Genomic DNA, 17,548 nt, shown 5'->3' on the forward strand with positions numbered 1-17,548 from the left:
TAGCAAAAATCGGCTGTGAAGTCGCCTTAAAAAACTTCACACTTTACAGATTGGGGGTATGGTTCTGAATGAAGAACAATGGATAAAAGAATTACGGGAGAAACGGATTGCTTATGGTATCTCACAAGGCAGGCTGGCGTTGGCTTCTGGTATCACAAGGGAATATCTCAACAAGATAGAAAGTGGAAAAATGAAGCCGTCAAAAGAACTTCTGGAAACTCTGCATAAAGAACTGGCAAGGTTCAATCCAGAAGCACCGCTTACCATGCTGTTTGATTATGTAAAAATTCGTTTTCCCACGCTGGATATACAGCACATCATCAAAGATATATTAAAACTGAATATCAATTATATGCTCCATGAAGATTACGGACATTACAGTTATACGGAGCATTATTCTCTGGGGGACATCTTTATCTATACGTCGGCTGACGAAGAAAAAGGTGTCCTTTTAGAGTTAAAGGGGCGTGGGTGCAGGCAGTTTGAAAGTTACCTGCTGGCACAGCAAAGAAGCTGGTATGACTTCCTCATGGACGCATTAGTAGACGGTGGCGTGATGAAGCGTATCGACCTTGCTATCAACGACCATACGGGCATTTTGGATATTCCAGAGCTTGCGGAAAAATGCAGGAAACGGGAATATATCGGAAAGTCCAGAAGTTATAAGTTTTACCAGTCGGGCGAGCTTATCAAGCACAGAGAGGACGACAGAGAATATATGGGACGTACCCTTTATCTTGGTTCTCTGAAATCAGATGTGTATTTCTGTATCTATGAAAAGGACTATGAGCAGTACGTCAAGTTAGGGACACCGCTTGAAGAAGCCGACATTATCAACCGTTTTGAGATACGGCTTAGAAATGAACGTGCTTACTATGCAGTACAGGATTTGCTGACCTATTATGACGCAGAGCAGACCGCCTTTTCTATCATCAATCAGTATGTGCGGTTTGTTGATGAAGAACCCGACAAGCGAAAAAATGACTGGAAACTCAATGACCGCTGGGCTTGGTTTATCGGCGATAACAGACAGAGCTTGAAGCTGACGACAAAGCCAGAGCCTTACACCTTAGACCGTACATTGCGGTGGGTACAACGGCAGGTAGCACCAACCTTGAAAATGCTGAAAAAGATTGATAAGGGAAACGGTACAGACTACATGGAAACAATCGAACAGCAGGCAAAGCTCACAGAAAAGCATGAAATGATAATCAAACAGCAGACGACCCCTGCAAAAGATTTGGTGGAAAGTTAGGAGTGATAAAAAATGTGGGTATTATTAAAAGACTTCCTACTGGTATCTATGGGAATGGGTATCGGCGTAGTCTTGATGTGTATTTTGAATGTCGGCAAAGAAGCTGACTATGAAATGAAACAATTAGAAGAAAGCGAGGACAATTAAATGAATTTCGGACAAAATTTATATCAATGGTTTTTATCAAACGCACAGAGCTTAGTGCTTATGGCGATTGTGGTTATCGGTATCTACTTAGGTTTCAAGCGTGAGTTTTCCAAACTTATCGGCTTTTTGGTGGTTGCCTTGATTGCTGTCGGTTTGGTATTCAATGCTGGCGGTGTGAAAGATGTACTGTTAGAGCTGTTCAATAGGATTATAGGTGCGTAAAATTTTATTGTGGTGCTGATGTATGGGTGCTATAATGTGAAAAAAGAAGTAATCGAGGTGTTCTATTTTGAATGAGAGAGAGAAAATTATTCGTTTATGGTTTGATATGTGGTTGAAACAGCAAGACTTAGGAATGGATAAAATTTTTACAGAAGATGTTGTTTATACGGAAAGCTGGTGTCCTAAATATGAAAATCTTAAAACAGTAAAACATTGGTTTAATGAATGGAATACTCGTGGTAAAGTCATTATTTGGGATATTAAACAGTTCTTTCATAAAGAAAATCAAACTGTCGTAGAATGGTATTTTAAAAATGAAATGAATACGGGAAGTGTTGAAGAATTTGACGGTATTTCCTTAATTGAATGGACAGAAGATAACAAAATCAAATCATTAAAAGAATATGGTTGCAATCTCAATAACTACAATCCATATCAGCACAGCGATAACCCTCAATTTAGAGATGAAAAAACAAACTGGTTTTAAAACTTAATCAAATTATATCCATATACACAAAGCAGTTAGTCTTAGGATTGACTGCTTTTTTCTTGCCAAAATTTCAGATTGGAGTGATGAAATGAATGATATTGTTAAGGATATGCAGGAAAAAGTCGGCTGTGAATACATTTCAGACCTGCCCTCCTACAAGCGTAAGGTGTGGCAGGAAATGAAACGGTTGAACCCTGCCGACTATGAAGAAAGACAGTTAGAAGATTTTTCTAAATATGTGTTTGGTATGTCGTACCAGACCTTACAAGATGTGATGAAACAACAGAAAGGACGTGAGAAACAATGCAGGAAACAAGGGTGCTGGTGGAAACGAAAGGAACAACTGGCGAAGAAACAATATCATACTGGTTCGACTTGCCGATAGATGTTGCCGAGTTTGAAGAAAAGCTAGGTGTCGGTGCAGAAAGTGGGGATTACCGCATTATCGAAAAGGTGTTGCCTTATGCTGATGAAGTTCACGAACATACCAGCGTGTATCAGCTCAACGAATTAGATTTTATGTACCGCCAGCTTTCAAGTGATATGCAGGAAGAATATGTATCACTACTTACGGTGTTTGAGAATTTAGAAGCACTTTATATTTGCAGGAACGTGATTACGGTTTATCCCGACTGCAAAAGCATGATAGATGTTGCAAGGCAAAAGCTGATGAACGACCCGACGTTCAAACATCTGTCCGACGACTGTCAAGAATACTACTTTGACTTTGAAGCCTATGCTTCTCACTTGCAGGAACACGGGAAATTTTTAGTAACAGAACACGGTATCTTTGAACTGCCAGAGTAGGAAATGAGGTGGTGCTTATGATTGATGATATGGCGGTTTATATTGCTAATCTTGGCAAATACAATGAGGGCTATTTAGTCGGTGCTTGGTTCACGTTTCCTATTGACGAGGAAGATGTGAAAGAAAAAATCGGCTTGAATGAACAGTATGAGGAATACGCTATCCATGATACCGACAACTTTCCCATTGCGATTGGCGAGTATGTTTCCATTGAAGAACTCAATGAGATGTATGAAATGATAGAGGAACTTCCCGACTATATTGTAGAGTGTCTGGACGAATTTATCAGCCACTATGGGACGCTGGAAGAAGTCGTGGAACATAAGGACGATATTTACTATTATCCCGACTGTGAAACCATGACAGATGTTGCCTACTACTACATAGACGAATTGCAGGCACTTGGGGACATTCCACCCAGCTTACAGAATTACATTGACTATGAAGCCTACGGGCGAGATTTGGATATGGGCGGTTGCTTTATTGAAACAAGCCGAGGTATGTGCGAGATACCATATTAACGCTGGAAGATCAGCGACAAGCATTGTTGCTACTGACAGCGTATTTCTCTTTTAAGGGACAGTCTGAAAATGGCTGTCCTTTTCTATTTTGAAAGGAGCTGAAAGAACTTGAAAAAGATTAAAAGCTACACGGGTATCTGGAACGTGGAAAAAGTCTTATATGCAATCAATGACTTTAACTTACCCTTTCCCGTTACTTTTACACAGATTACATGGTTTGTGATTACGGAATTTATCATCATTCTGTTTGGGGATATTCCCCCACTTTCCATGATTAAGGGAGCATTTCTCAAATACTTTGGTATTCCCGTTGCTCTCACTTGGTTCATGTCGCAGAAAACCTTTGATGGAAAGAAGCCGTACTGCTTTTTGAAATCACAGATAACCTATGCCCTGCGACCAAAAATCACTTATGCAGGAAAAGCCGTAAAACTGCATAAGCAGATATTGAATAAAACAATCACGGCAGTAAGGAGTGTGAACTATGTTCCCGATAAAATATATTGACAATAACCTTGTCTGGAACAAGGACAATGAGGTGTTCGCCTACTATGAGCTGATACCATACAACTATTCTTTTCTATCCGCAGAGCAGAAATTTATCGTGCATGACAGTTTCCGACAGCTTATCGCACAGTCCCGTGAGGGTAAAATTCATGCGTTGCAGATTGCCACAGAAAGCTCAATCCGCAGTATGCAGGAACAGTCAAAGAAACTGGTAACTGGAAAATTAAAGGAAGTTGCCTGCCAGAAGATAGACGAACAGACCGAAGCGTTAGTATCTATGATTGGGGACAATCAAGTGGACTACCGCTTTTTTCTTGGCTTTAAGCTCATGGTTACGGAAGAACAGCTCAATCTGAAGAACATCAAAAAATCGGCGTGGCTGACGTTCACAGAATTTCTCCATGAAGTGAACCACACGCTGATGAATGATTTTGTTTCCATGCCGAATGATGAAATCAACCGTTACATGAAAATGGAAAAGTTACTGGAAAATAAAATCTCCCGTCGCTTTAAGGTGCGTCGCTTGGAAATCAATGATTTTGGGTATCTCATGGAACATCTTTACGGCAGGGACGGTATCGCTTATGAAGATTATGAGTACCAGCTACCAAAGAAAAAATTGAACAAAGAAACGCTGATAAAATACTACGACCTTATCCGTCCGACAAGGTGTGTGATTGAAGAAAGCCAGCGGTATTTACGCTTGGAACATGAGGACAAGGAAAGTTATGTGTCCTATTTTACCGTCAATGCGATTGTCGGCGAGCTTGATTTTCCGTCAAGTGAAATCTTCTATTTCCAGCAACAGCAATTCACATTCCCCGTTGATACTTCTATGAATGTAGAAATCGTGGAGAACCGAAAAGCATTAACGACCGTACGCAACAAGAAAAAGGAATTGAAAGACCTTGACAATCACGCTTATCAAGCAGGAAGTGAAACCAGCTCAAATGTGGTGGACGCATTAGACAGCGTGGACGAGCTGGAAACGGACTTAGACCAGACAAAAGAAAGTATGTATAAGTTAAGCTACGTTATACGGGTGTCTGCATCCGATCTTGACGAGCTGAAACGCCGTTGTGATGAAGTCAAGGACTTTTACGACGACCTCAATGTAAAGCTGGTGCGTCCTGCTGGGGATATGCTGGGGCTTCATTCTGAATTTTTACCTGCCAGCAAGCGATATATCAATGACTATGTGCAGTATGTAAAATCAGACTTCTTGGCAGGGCTTGGCTTTGGAGCGACCCAGCAGTTAGGGGAAACTACGGGTATCTATATGGGCTATTCCGTTGATACGGGAAGAAATGTGTACCTGCAACCGTCTTTAGCTTCGCAGGGCGTAAAAGGTACAGTTACCAACGCTTTAGCGTCTGCTTTTGTCGGTTCGCTTGGCGGTGGAAAGTCGTTCTGCAACAATCTTCTGGTGTATTATTCGGTGTTGTTTGGCGGTCAAGCAGTCATTTTAGACCCCAAAGCCGAGCGTGGCAACTGGAAAGAAACACTTCCAGAAATCGCCCATGAAATCAATATCGTAAATCTTACCAGCGATAAAGACAATGCAGGACTTCTTGACCCATTCGTGATTATGAAGAATGTAAAGGACGCTGAAAGTCTGGCAATCGACATCTTAACATTCCTTACGGGTATTTCCTCTAGGGACGGCGAAAAATTCCCCGTGTTACGAAAAGCGGTTCGTTCCGTTACCCAGAGCGACAGTCGGGGCTTGCTCCATGTAATAGACGAGCTACGCCGTGAAGATACGCCCATATCAAGAAATATCGCAGACCATATCGACAGCTTCACGGACTACGACTTTGCACATCTGCTGTTTTCAGACGGTACGGTGGAAAATGCAATCAGCCTTGATAACCAGCTCAATATCATTCAAGTAGCCGACCTTGTACTGCCAGATAAGGACACGACCTTTGAAGAATACACGACCATTGAATTATTGTCGGTATCTATGCTGATTGTGATTAGTACCTTTGCCCTTGATTTTATCCATTCGGACAGAAGTATTTTTAAGATTGTCGATTTGGACGAAGCGTGGGCGTTCTTAAATGTGGCACAAGGAGAAACGCTCTCTAACAAGCTGGTGCGTGCTGGACGAGCTATGCAGGCAGGCGTTTATTTCGTTACACAATCTTCTGGGGACGTGGCAAAGGAAAGTCTGAAAAACAATATCGGCTTAAAATTCGCTTTCCGTTCTACTGACATCAACGAGATAAAACAGACCTTAGAATTTTTCGGTATCGACAAGGACGATGAAAACAACCAGAAACGGCTTCGTGATTTGGAGAACGGACAATGCTTATTGCAGGACTTATACGGGCGTGTCGGTGTGGTACAGATACACCCAGTTTTTGAAGAACTGCTACACGCCTTTGATACCAGACCGCCCGTACAGAGAAATGAGGTGGAGTGATGAAAGAAAGGATAAAAGGTGCGTTCACAAAAAGGAAGATACTTCACTTTCTCAAAATGGCTCTGTTCGTGGTGGCACTCTCCCTTATCCTGCTTTCACTTTTGGGGACGGTGGCTCATGCAACGGGACTTGTAGACGATACCATAAACGCAGAAAATCTTTACTCAAAATATCCCCTTTCCAACTACCAGCTTGATTTTTATGTGGATAATAGCTGGTCATGGTTGCCGTGGAACTGGCTGGACGGCATTGGAAAATCGGTACAGTACGGGCTTTACTGCATTACCAACTTTGTCTGGACGATAAGCCTTTATTTAAGCAATGCCACGGGCTATGTGGTGCAGGAAGCCTATAAACTTGATTTTATTAACGATATGGCAGACAGTATCGGAAAGAGCATACAGACCCTTGCAGGTGTAACCGAGAACGGCTTTTCTTCTACGGGCTTCTATGTTGGTTTCCTGCTTCTCATTATCTTAGTGGTGGGAATGTATGTTGCTTATACGGGACTGATTAAACGGGAAACCAGCAAGGCACTTCACGCTGTTATCAACTTTGTGGTGGTGTTCGTGCTGTCCGCTTCGTTTATTGCCTACGCTCCCGACTACATCAAGAAGATAAATGAATTTTCATCAGACATCAGTACCGCTTCTTTGGACTTGGGAACAAAAATCATGCTCCCCAACTCCGACAGCGAGGGCAAGGACAGCGTGGACTTGATACGGGACAGCCTATTTTCTATTCAAGTGGAACAGCCGTGGCTACTTCTGCAATTCGGTAACAGCAACACAGAAGAAATCGGGGCAGACCGTGTCGAAGCTCTTGTATCGGCAAGTCCAGAGGACGAGGACGGGAAAACCAGAGAGGAAGTCGTGAAAACAGAAATCGAGGACAACGACAACAACAATCTGACGATACCGCAGGTAGTGAACCGTTTAGGTATGGTGTTCTTCCTACTGTTCTTCAATTTAGGGATAACGATATTTGTATTCTTGCTTACGGGCATGATGTTGTTTAGCCAGATACTTTTTATTATCTTTGCAATGTTTTTACCTATCAGCTTTCTACTTTCCATGATACCGAGCTATGAAAGCATGGCAAAACAGGCAATCGTTAGGGTGTTTAATACCATTATGACACGGGCAGGAATAACGCTCATTGTAACGGTGGCGTTCAGCATTTCCAGTATGTTTTATAACATTTCCACGGACTATCCGTTCTTCATGGTGGCGTTCTTGCAGATAGTATGTTTTGCTGGTATCTATATGAAGCTGGGCGATTTAATGAATATGTTCTCTTTGAACGCTAATGATAGTCAAAGCATGGGACGAAGAATTTTCCGCAGACCGTATCTGTTTATGCGACATAGAGCTAGGCGTATGGAACACCGTATTGCAAGGGCGGTAAGTGCTGGCGGTATTTCGGGCGGTGTCGCTGGTGCGGTGGCTGGAAGTGCCGTTGCTGGCAAGAGGGCTGAAAGAAAAAATACAGCTTCTAAAGAAAATCGGGGCAATATCACTTCCAGCATGGGACAGCGTGCAGGCTCAAAGGTGGGTGCTGTCTTAGATACGAAAAATAAAGTGAAAGACAAGGCAAACGCTGTCAAAGAAAACATCAAGGATATGCCGACACAGACCGCTTATGCGGTGTATTCCGCAAAGGAAAAGGCAAAGTCCAGCGTGTCTGACTTTAAGCGTGGCATGGTGCAGGAACAGCAGTCCAGACAGACGGGACAATTGGAAAAGCAGGAGCAACGCAGACAGAATATCGCTGACAAGCGTATGGAACTTCAAAAGGCACAAGAAGCAAGGCAGGCACAGCGAAAGGCTGACGGATCAGCGACAACGGGAGCTACCCGTCCCCATGAGCGACCAGCCACAGCTTCAACCATTCCAAAGCCGAGTGCGGAAAAAATGCAGGAAGTGAAACGCCCTGCCACAGCGACCACTTCAAAAGCAAGTGAGCCAGTCAAGACAAATGTTATCAAAGAGCGTCCGCTATCTTCTGGTGCTTCTGATAGAAAAGCGACCCAGCCTGCACAGCCAGTACATAGGCAGAATGTAGAAAAAGTGGTATCGCAGGAAACACACCAGAATGACACCAAAGACCGCAGGATAAAGGTTCAGCAAACACAAACCGTCCAGAAGAACCAACAGACCATAGAGAAAACTCGTAACCTTGTAACGAAGAAAGGACAGAAGAAAAAATGAAACTGAAACATATCGCTCTTATCGGCAATCTGTTTCCTATCCTCTTTTCTCTGGTGCTTTTCTTTGGGGTGCTGATTAGTGCGGACAGCGACGATGAGAACAGCAACTTTTCTTCTGGCATTACGGGTATGAACTTATCCGCAGAAGTCTTGAAACATCAGCCTATGGTGGAAAAGTACGCCAGAGAAAACGGTATCTCCGAGTATGTCAATGTGCTACTTGCTATCATTCAAGTAGAAAGTGGTGGTACGGCAGAAGATGTTATGCAGAGTTCGGAAAGTCTGGGTTTACCGCCCAACTCTTTAGATACGGAAAGCTCAATCAAGCAGGGGTGTAAGTATTTTGCGTCCCTGCTTTCTTCCTGCAAAAATCAAGGTATCGACGACTTGAATGTAGCAATACAGTCTTATAACTATGGCGGTGGCTATGTGGGATATGTGGCAGGAAAAGGAAAAAAACACACTTTTAATCTTGCAGAGAGCTTCGCCCGTGAGAAATCGGGTGGAAAGAAAGTAACCTACACCAACCCGATAGCCGTTGCTAAGAATGGGGGCTGGCGGTATGGCTATGGAAATATGTTCTATGTGGAAGTAGTCAATCAGTATTTAGCAGTTCCGCAGGTATCGGGAGAACTGGCACAAAAGGTAATGAATGAAGCGTTGAAATATCAAGGCTGGAAGTATGTGTATGGTGGCAGTAACCCGAATACTTCCTTTGATTGTTCGGGATTGACGCAATGGTGCTATGGAAAAGCTGGTATCTCCTTACCGAGAACAGCACAAGCACAGTATGACGCAACCCAACATCTGCCACTCTCGCAGGCAAAAGCAGGCGATTTGGTGTTTTTCCATTCCACCTATAACGCTGGTTCGTATGTAACACACGTCGGTATTCTTGTTTCGCCGACACAGATGTACCACGCAGGCGACCCGATAGGATATGCAGACCTAAGTAGTAGTTACTGGCAACAGCACTTAATCGGTGCAGGACGAGTAAAACAATAGAAAGGACTTGAAAAATATGTTTAAGAAGAATAAGAAACAGACAGAAACTATCAAAGAACCAAAAGAAAAAAAGGTGCGTACTGTCAAGGTAGGCACACATAAGAAAACCGTGATTGCGTTGTGGGTGGTGCTTGTCGCAAGCGTGAGCTTTGGGGTGTATAAGAATTTTACGGCTATCGACCAGCACACCACCCATGAAAAAGAAATCATTGAACTTCGCTTGCAGGACACCAACGGGATAGAAAATTTCGTGAAAAACTTTGCGAAGTCCTATTACACATGGGATAACAGCAAAGAAGCTATCGAAGCAAGGACGCAGGCAATCAGCGGTTATCTGACAAAGGAATTGCAGGACTTAAATGTAGACACCATTAGAACCGATATACCGACCAGCTCCACGGTTACAGATGTGATTGTATGGCATATCGAGCAATCGGGAGCGGACACTTTTTCTGCTACCTACGAAGTAGATCAGCAGATAAAAGAGGGAGAACAGACAAGCAATGTGAAAGCAACCTATACTGTAAAAGTCTATGTGGACGCAGACGGGGATATGGTAATCGTTCAAAACCCTACCCTTGCACCAGCAGTTGAAAAATCAGACTATGAGCCTAAGACACCAGAAGCAGACGCAAGCGTGGACGCTGATACGGTAAATGACGCTACCGCTTTTCTGGAAACATTCTTTAAGCTGTACCCAACAGCGACGGAAAAAGAGCTTGCTTACTATGTATTGGGAAATGTGATTGAACCTATCGGCAGGGACTACCTTTATTCTGAACTGGTAAACCCTATCTTTATAAAGGACGGCGACAATGTGAAAGTCAAGGTTGCGGTAAAATTCATTGATAATCAGACAAAGTCTACGCAGGTATCGCAGTATGAGCTTGTGCTACATAAGGATAGTAACTGGAAGATTGTAGGATAAATGATATAGCGTGCATTTCTTATCAGATTTGCACGCTTTTACAAAACGACAAGAAAACTGTGCAAAAATATTGACTTGTAATGACCGAATGCTATAATATAAATGACAAGTGTACTTGGTATTATTTGAAAGGAGCGTTATATAATGGATAAAGAAAAAATACTATCACAAAACAAAAAAGAGAATCTATATCTTGATGAATACGAAAAACATATTAAACTTCAAGGGAAATCTTTTGGCTTAATGTTTGTTTTATTTATCTGCATTTTAATTCTTCTCATTAAAGCAGTTTGTAAAGAACCCTACTATGACATAATGACAATTATTGGGTCTGTGGCATTTGGCTCTATGGGTTATGAAGCACATATTTCAAAAAATAAATCCAAATTTGTTATTGCTTTATTCTTTCTTCTATTTATGGGGTATTACTTTTATAAATTTTTAATGATAGGTTTATAGAATGGACGAACATTTAATTTTGCGAAACAGATTAAAAACTGTACGAAAAGAAAAAAAATTATCACAAACAGAATTAGCTGAACTAGTCGGGGTTTCTCGGAATACAATTAGTTCTATTGAAACTGGACAATTCAATCCAACAGCAAAATTGGCATTAGTGCTTTGTATAGCTTTAGATAAAAAATTTGAAGAATTATTTTATTTTGATTAAAGGAGAGAACGATTATGGAATTAGAGGAATTGATTGTTGAAATAGTTATAGGATTGTTTTTACTTTTTATATCTTATCAAATAGGAATAAAAGAGAATATTACTTTATTACATGGTTATCATTATACACAACTTGACCCTAAAGATAAAAAGGTGTTTACAAAAAAAATAGGAATAGGCACTTTACTGGTTAGTATTGGTATTCTTGTTATGCCGATTATCAATTTAATCTCTCATTCTGAATTAGGCTATTACATAGGTCTTATTTTGATTGTTGTAGGAGTGTTTTATATCATATTCATCATTGTAAAATACAATGGAAAACTTATTAGCTTTAAAAAGTAGAATTGAGGTATGAATATGATAGGACTGAACAAAAGAGATATAAAAAAGGCATTGAAAGCTGGTGCAAAAGCTGGCGGTGTATCATTGGCTGATGTTCGGGCGGATATTGAAGCTACGATTGATGAAGCTATGAATAGCACCGACCCAGAGGTGCAGGCAAATTTCAAAAAGTATTTTGGGAATAAACGCCCTACACCAGAAGAATATATTTATATCATTACGAAAAAGACAAAGGCAAAATTATAATAAAAGGGTCGTGGAAATGCTTCACAAAATTGTGATCTGCATTATCACGGCTCTTTTACTCTCTGTTTACTTTCAAAACTGTAAGTGTAATTGAATACTGCCCTTGCTATAATTTAATTGTATTCCAAAACAAATAAATGTGGCAGGAAGAAAGGAGCGATTTTTAATGGAACACATTTTAAATTTAGAGCAAGTAAAAAAATACTACGGGGGTAACTCTGGAAATATCACAAAGGCAGTAGACGGTATTTCTATGTATGTAGATAAGGGCGAATTTGTCGCAATCATGGGAGCTAGTGGTTCTGGAAAGACTACCCTATTAAACTGTATCTCTACGATTGATACTGTAACCAGCGGACACATTACAGTCAATAATCAAGATATTACCAAAATCAAGGATAAAGATTTTGCTGATTTCAGACGTGAAAATTTAGGGTTCATTTTTCAAGATTTCAACCTTTTAGATACTTTAACGATTGGAGAAAACATTTCTTTATCATTGGTTATCAACAAACAGAACCCTACTGATATTGAGAAAAGAGTTCATGCTATCGCCGATAAATTGGGTATTCGTGATATTTTATCGAAATTTCCTTATGAAGTTTCTGGCGGACAAAAACAGCGTTGTGCTTGTGCTAGAGCCTTAATCAATGAACCGAAACTGATTTTAGCTGATGAACCGACGGGAGCTTTGGACTCAAAAGCTTCCAGATTATTACTGGAAACAATGTCTGAAATCAACAAGAAAATGCAGGCTACTATTTTAATGGTAACACATGACCCGTTTAGTGCGTCTTTCTGTGAACGTATTTTGTTCTTGAAAGACGGTAAAATATTCAATGAAATTTTCAGAGGGGAAAAAAGCAGAAAAGATTTCTTCAATGAAATACTGGATATATTAACCTTGCTCGGAGGTGAAGTGGGAAATGTTAGGTAAGTTAGCGTATAGAAATACAAAAAGAAATATTAAAGATTATTTGATTTATCTGATAACCGTTACTGCATCCTTTTCTCTTATATTTGCTTTTAATTTGGTGGCAAATTCTGATGAAATTGTAAAGTTATGTTCCAGTATGGATGCATTTAAGAATTCATTGTTCGCTGTAAATATTCTTATTATTTTTGTGATATGCTTTTTGATCAACTATACAACGAAATTTATGTTTGAAAAAAGAAGTAAAGAATTAGGAACATATATGCTTCTTGGCATTAAGAAAAAAGAAATTGCCCACTTAGTTGTAATTGAAAACATACTGTTGGGAATTTTAGCAATTGTATTAGCTATTCCTATTGGCTTTTTATTCAGCCAGTTTGTGTCGTTAGTAATTGTAAACTTACTGGGTATTCCAAAAACTCTCTTTATTTCTTTGAATTTTGTTTCTATTGGACTATTGATAATTTATTTTTTAACTATTTATGTTTTGGTTTTACTTAATCTATTAAGAAGAATAAGTAAAATGACGATACGTGATTTTCTTTACTTTGATAAACAAAATGAAAAGAAAATGTTCCGTGACAGTAAAAAAAGAAATGTCATTTTTGTTTTAAGTATTATTCTTGGTGTGATTTCTCTTTTTCTCTGGAATTCACGTTGTACTATGGATAATTTTAATAAGCAAGAAACACTCACCTGTTTGATGGTAAGCGTAATCATGTTGATTATCAGCATTTATGGTATATCTACAACTTGTGCAGATATGTTCTTGACTGTTTTGTTAAAGAATAAAAAAATGAAATATCAAAATGACAATCTGTTTGTAGCAAGAACATTTGCTTCTAAAGCAAGAACAATGAGCTTCACATTTGGTACATTGTCTATGTTGATTTTAACTTCACTGCTGGCTCTGAATTATTCTAGTATCAACAAAGCTTCGTATGATATCAGCGTGAATTTAAATGCACCATATGATATACAACTCTTTGATGATAAGCAGGTATTTGATGAATATATTCGAGTAATTGAAGAAGAATATACGATTGATAATACCATTGAGTACGACATTTATAAAGAGCCGAATCATCAGGTACAAAAATTCTTCCAATCAGAATATTATGATTTTGACCCAGTCTTGAAGTTAAGTGATTATAATAGGTTACTAGAATTAAGAAAGATGCCGTTGCTTTCTTTAAATGATAACGAATACTATATAGTTACAAATAGCAAGTTTGCATATGAGGTTGAAGATAACAAAGACATTGAAACCATAACAGTAGCAAATAAAAATTTGAAATTAAAAGGATATGACACTAAGTCTTATTGGAACTCTATAACTAATACTGGCAGATTTGTTGTTGTACTTCCAGATAAATATGTTCAAGGACTTGAAGTATCAGAAAATCATTTGATTATAGATACAAAAGAAGATACAGACGCAGAATTAGAAAATAAGATAAAAGAAGATATGCAACATCAATTAGTAAAGGTTGATGAAAATGGAGAAATAAATGATGAGTCGTATAGAGTAAACGTAAGAGGTGCAGAAATAGAACAACAAAAAGCAATGGTTGCAATAGTAGTCAGTCTGTTTATGTACATTGCATTTATTTTGATTTCCGCAGTAGGAACAATTTTGGCAGTTCAATCATTGAGCGACTCTACTAAATACAAATATCGCTACCTGACCTTGCGAAGATTAGGAATAAATGATAAGTCGCTATTTAAGACAATCAGAAAACAATTATTGATATTATTTTGTGTCCCTGCAATATCAGCAATATTGTGTTCTTTTGTGATGATGTCGTCATTGAATAATGTGTATCAACAAATTTTGGGAGATAAACACCTTTATCTAATGTACTTTGGCTTGAATTTAATTATCTTCTTCCTAATTTATAGTATTTACTGGATAGCGACGTATATCGGTTTCAAACGAAATATCAATGAGGAGAGTTAGATTTTTCTAGCTCTCCTGCTGTGGAATTATTATAATGGTAAATCAAGGGGGTGTTGAAATGAGAATAGCGATTATCGAAGATGATGAAATCACTCGTTTGGAGCTTTCTAAACTATTGAACACACAAGGATATGAAACAGTTTTATTGACTGACTTTGGAAATCTGACAGAGGAATTAAAGCAATATTCCATAGAACTGGTTCTGCTTGATATTAACCTGCCGTATGAGAATGGCTACGAAGTATGCAGGAAAATAAAACAAGTCATGCCAGTACCGATTATCTTTGTAACAAGCAGAGATACAAATGCTGACGAATTGAAAAGTATTCAAGTGGGCGGAATTGACTTCATCACAAAGCCGTATGACACGCTTATTCTTCTTGAGAAGATCAAGCGTGCATTGCAGTTGTCAAACCCGAGTAATTTCCGTGAGCTTGTCAAAAAAGATTGTACCCTTGATTTACATTTATCCATTTTGAAGTATCAAGAGCAAAGCATTGAACTGACAAGAAATGAATTTCGTATTTTGTACTACTTCTTTATGAACGAAGATAAAGTTATTAGCAAAGAAGAACTATTGGAAAAGCTGTGGAATGACAAATATTATATAGACGAAAATGTATTATTGGTTAATATGACCCGTCTAAAAAAGAAAATGAAAGAAATCGGTATTGTTCATTTATTGGAAAATATACGAGGAAAGGGTTGGAAACTGTGAGTTTTTTTACATTCTTAGAAGAAAAAATAACAGAGATATTGTTTCAGCTTTTCTTTCTTGCCGTAGTAGCATTTCTCTTGATTTTCTACGGTGTAGATACGCTGTTTGTTGTATCGCTGGTAATTCTGTTCATCAGCATACAAGGGCTTTTTCAATGGTGTTTGTATCGGAAGAAACGTAACGCTTCACAACATATTATTGATTTAGTAGACGGACTGGAAGAAACCTATTATATTGCAGACGTTTTACCAAAGCCAAAAGAATTTCAAAATAAAGCCTATTGCTACGCACTAAAAAAAGCCTGCAAATCTATGAATGATGAAATCGGCAAAATCACAGAGGAAAAGCAGGACTATCAAGAATATGTGGAAAGTTTCGTCCATGAAATTAAAATACCGATAGGAGCATTGTCTTTGACGTTTGACAATACAAAAAATTACACATTAAAAAAAGAAACAGACAAAATATTTCAGTTAGTGGAACAAATGCTCTACTATGCAAGAAGCGAAAATACGGAAAAGGACTATTTTGTAAAACAGTTGCAGTTAGACGAAGTGATACATAATGTCATTCTGAAATTCCGTCATTCGCTTATGGAAAGAAAAGCAATTATCAATATCCATGACATAGAAAATGTCATTTATACTGATGAAAAATGGCTGACATTCATTCTATCTCAAATCGTGCAAAATGCGATTAAGTATTTTGATAAGCAAGAAAATAAGCTGACGATATACAGTCAAGACAATGGTACAAATATATTACTTGTGGTTGAAGATAATGGTTGTGGAATAAAAGCGTCTGATTTATCCCGTGTATTTGAAAAAGGTTTTACGGGTTCAAATAGAAACAAGGCAAATGCAACGGGTATGGGACTGTATCTATCGAAAAAATTATGCGATAGGTTGGGCTTGAAATTGGATATTGCTTCTACGGAAAAAGAATATACAAGACTGACCATTACATTTCCAAAAGGAACAGTTCATAATTTTTCAGAGTAATTTGAAAACCATGCCAACATTGATACGGTGCTTTAAGGGGGCTTGCATTATGGAAAGCTTTAAGTACAATTCTTTGCAATCAAATTCCACCTAATAGCACACTATTAAAAATTGAATATGTTTTAGCTTTAAAGGCTCGTACAGACTATATGTTTTGTGCGGGCTTTTTTCATACCCGAAAAAAATTTAAAAATTTTTCAAAAGAGGTCATTAAATCACACCTTTCATTCCCTATATGGTGCGGAAAGAGGGATAAACACTTTTCAAATCATAGTGGAAAGGGGGTGAGATTGATGAAACCGTCTGACTTCCAGAAAACAGTTCAATGTCGCTTTGAAAGTTGTTTGAAGAAAGTTGTCCGTCATATTGTAAAGGACTACCAACAAGGATTGAAACGACGAAAAGATAAAGAAATTCCATTCTGTGAACTTCCAGAAATTTTCGTTGAAAATTTTGCTGTGTGGGATGACTACGAAACAGATTATACAATCTTTTCAGTATGTGGCATTGATATTCGTGTCCTTGATGATGAGCTGGCAGAAGCCTTGAAAAAACTTCCAGAAAGAAAGAGAAATACTCTGTTAATGTATTACTTCTTGGAAATGACAGAAAGTGAAATTGCCAACTTACAAAAGATTACGCAAAGCGGTGTATTTAGAAACCGACATCATGCTTTGGAAACTATGAAAAAAATACTAAAGGAGAAGCAGTAAAATGAAGCAAACATTTAAGAAGCCGTCCTACTATTTGCTTTCGCAAGCAATGGACGGGGACGAAAAAGCGATTGAAAAAATACTGGCATTTTATGACCCGTACATATCAAAGTGCTGTTTGCGCCCACTCTATGATGAATACGGCAATGTCTATATTGTTGTAGATATGGAGTTAAAGGGACTTATCCGAGAAGCACTTATCAAAATGATTTTAGGGTTTGATATTGCCTTAGAAATCGAAGAAGAATAAGCAGTTTTTAGCAGAGCATGGTTTAATGTTCCCCTCTTTCCTGCTCTGCCCTGCTTTTACATGAAAGCAACACGCTTTCGCCACAGCTCTTTGCTACGAAAATAAAACACGTAGCAAAAAACTGAACCTTGACAACAAATGTTTTCAACAATTATGAAAGCATCACTATAAAGCAGTCACAGTATTGGCTGCC

The 17,548-nt window shown here is 38.9% G+C and carries 21 protein-coding genes and 1 pseudogene; all 22 read left to right on the forward strand.

Translation table 11 applies throughout. The annotated features are described in order from the left end of the window. The first annotated feature begins 58 nt into the window (after positions 1-58). The 22 genes and pseudogenes from mobT to ACESZG_RS17940 all read left to right on the forward strand — a co-directional run bounded on the left by mobT (position 59) and on the right by ACESZG_RS17940 (position 17,355). Positions 59-1,255, forward strand: a complete 1,197-nt coding sequence (gene mobT / locus ACESZG_RS17835) for a MobT family relaxase (RefSeq protein ID WP_195659001.1) — start codon at positions 59-61, stop codon at positions 1,253-1,255. A 33-nt stretch (positions 1,256-1,288) separates the two neighbouring features. After that, a pseudogene (locus tag ACESZG_RS17840) lies at positions 1,289-1,402 on the forward strand (DUF3789 domain-containing protein); the annotation flags it as partial. Beyond that, the gene (locus tag ACESZG_RS17845; RefSeq protein WP_055057929.1) at positions 1,403-1,624 is read left to right on the forward strand and encodes a hypothetical protein; all 222 of its coding nucleotides are present in this window, start codon (positions 1,403-1,405) and stop codon (positions 1,622-1,624) included. Between the two features lie 67 nt (positions 1,625-1,691). Continuing rightward, complete coding sequence (locus tag ACESZG_RS17850; protein ID WP_009243012.1) at positions 1,692-2,111, forward strand: nuclear transport factor 2 family protein; 420 nt, start codon at positions 1,692-1,694, stop codon at positions 2,109-2,111. Positions 2,112-2,202: 91 nt separating this feature from the next. Next, on the forward strand, positions 2,203-2,499 hold the full coding sequence (locus ACESZG_RS17855) for a hypothetical protein (RefSeq protein WP_055057930.1): 297 nt from the start codon (positions 2,203-2,205) through the stop codon (positions 2,497-2,499). Then, on the forward strand, positions 2,418-2,921 hold the full coding sequence (locus ACESZG_RS17860; protein WP_173700319.1) for an antirestriction protein ArdA: 504 nt from the start codon (positions 2,418-2,420) through the stop codon (positions 2,919-2,921). The genes ACESZG_RS17855 and ACESZG_RS17860 overlap by 82 nt, the downstream gene beginning before the upstream one ends. A gap of 17 nt (positions 2,922-2,938) precedes the next feature. After that, positions 2,939-3,442, forward strand: a complete 504-nt coding sequence (locus tag ACESZG_RS17865; RefSeq protein ID WP_002323345.1) for an antirestriction protein ArdA — start codon at positions 2,939-2,941, stop codon at positions 3,440-3,442. Between the two features lie 108 nt (positions 3,443-3,550). Next, complete coding sequence (locus ACESZG_RS17870) at positions 3,551-3,949, forward strand: conjugal transfer protein (protein ID WP_055273902.1); 399 nt, start codon at positions 3,551-3,553, stop codon at positions 3,947-3,949. Beyond that, complete coding sequence (locus ACESZG_RS17875; RefSeq protein ID WP_055273904.1) at positions 3,927-6,377, forward strand: ATP-binding protein; 2,451 nt, start codon at positions 3,927-3,929, stop codon at positions 6,375-6,377. The genes ACESZG_RS17870 and ACESZG_RS17875 overlap by 23 nt, the downstream gene beginning before the upstream one ends. Then, positions 6,377-8,587, forward strand: coding sequence for a CD3337/EF1877 family mobilome membrane protein (locus ACESZG_RS17880; RefSeq protein WP_055273906.1), 2,211 nt, complete (start codon positions 6,377-6,379; stop codon positions 8,585-8,587). Before ACESZG_RS17875 ends, ACESZG_RS17880 begins: the two co-directional genes overlap by 1 nt. Continuing rightward, positions 8,584-9,591: a lysozyme family protein gene (locus ACESZG_RS17885; protein WP_195659000.1), complete on the forward strand. Its 1,008-nt coding sequence runs from the start codon at positions 8,584-8,586 to the stop codon at positions 9,589-9,591. The genes ACESZG_RS17880 and ACESZG_RS17885 overlap by 4 nt, the downstream gene beginning before the upstream one ends. Before the next feature lie 16 nt (positions 9,592-9,607). Continuing rightward, the gene (locus tag ACESZG_RS17890) at positions 9,608-10,519 is read left to right on the forward strand and encodes a conjugal transfer protein (protein WP_055273910.1); all 912 of its coding nucleotides are present in this window, start codon (positions 9,608-9,610) and stop codon (positions 10,517-10,519) included. Positions 10,520-10,663: 144 nt separating this feature from the next. Next, the gene (locus ACESZG_RS17895; RefSeq protein ID WP_009243022.1) at positions 10,664-10,978 is read left to right on the forward strand and encodes a DUF6442 family protein; all 315 of its coding nucleotides are present in this window, start codon (positions 10,664-10,666) and stop codon (positions 10,976-10,978) included. A 1-nt stretch (position 10,979) separates the two neighbouring features. Further along, positions 10,980-11,189 (forward strand): helix-turn-helix transcriptional regulator, encoded by a 210-nt coding sequence (locus ACESZG_RS17900; protein ID WP_005342572.1) that lies wholly within the window; start codon positions 10,980-10,982, stop codon positions 11,187-11,189. Between the two features lie 14 nt (positions 11,190-11,203). Next, positions 11,204-11,533, forward strand: coding sequence for a DUF3784 domain-containing protein (locus tag ACESZG_RS17905; protein WP_009243023.1), 330 nt, complete (start codon positions 11,204-11,206; stop codon positions 11,531-11,533). A gap of 15 nt (positions 11,534-11,548) precedes the next feature. Continuing rightward, positions 11,549-11,779, forward strand: a complete 231-nt coding sequence (locus tag ACESZG_RS17910) for a hypothetical protein (RefSeq protein ID WP_003060191.1) — start codon at positions 11,549-11,551, stop codon at positions 11,777-11,779. Positions 11,780-11,945: 166 nt separating this feature from the next. Beyond that, complete coding sequence (locus tag ACESZG_RS17915; RefSeq protein WP_003061398.1) at positions 11,946-12,716, forward strand: ABC transporter ATP-binding protein; 771 nt, start codon at positions 11,946-11,948, stop codon at positions 12,714-12,716. Then, complete coding sequence (locus ACESZG_RS17920) at positions 12,706-14,673, forward strand: ABC transporter permease (RefSeq protein ID WP_055057939.1); 1,968 nt, start codon at positions 12,706-12,708, stop codon at positions 14,671-14,673. Before ACESZG_RS17915 ends, ACESZG_RS17920 begins: the two co-directional genes overlap by 11 nt. Positions 14,674-14,731: 58 nt before the next feature. Beyond that, positions 14,732-15,391, forward strand: a complete 660-nt coding sequence (locus ACESZG_RS17925) for a DNA-binding response regulator (RefSeq protein ID WP_055057940.1) — start codon at positions 14,732-14,734, stop codon at positions 15,389-15,391. Beyond that, a complete protein-coding gene (locus tag ACESZG_RS17930; protein ID WP_055057969.1) occupies positions 15,388-16,392 on the forward strand; it encodes a sensor histidine kinase in 1,005 nt (334 codons plus the stop codon). The genes ACESZG_RS17925 and ACESZG_RS17930 overlap by 4 nt, the downstream gene beginning before the upstream one ends. 293 nt (positions 16,393-16,685) lie before the next feature. Beyond that, on the forward strand, positions 16,686-17,105 hold the full coding sequence (locus tag ACESZG_RS17935; protein ID WP_044998991.1) for an RNA polymerase sigma factor: 420 nt from the start codon (positions 16,686-16,688) through the stop codon (positions 17,103-17,105). A gap of 1 nt (position 17,106) precedes the next feature. Further along, positions 17,107-17,355, forward strand: a complete 249-nt coding sequence (locus tag ACESZG_RS17940; protein WP_004613734.1) for a helix-turn-helix domain-containing protein — start codon at positions 17,107-17,109, stop codon at positions 17,353-17,355. Positions 17,356-17,548: the final 193 nt, after the last annotated feature.

This window comes from Blautia sp. Marseille-P2398, assembly GCF_964240315.1.
Classification (GTDB): domain Bacteria; phylum Bacillota; class Clostridia; order Lachnospirales; family Lachnospiraceae; genus Blautia_A; species Blautia_A wexlerae.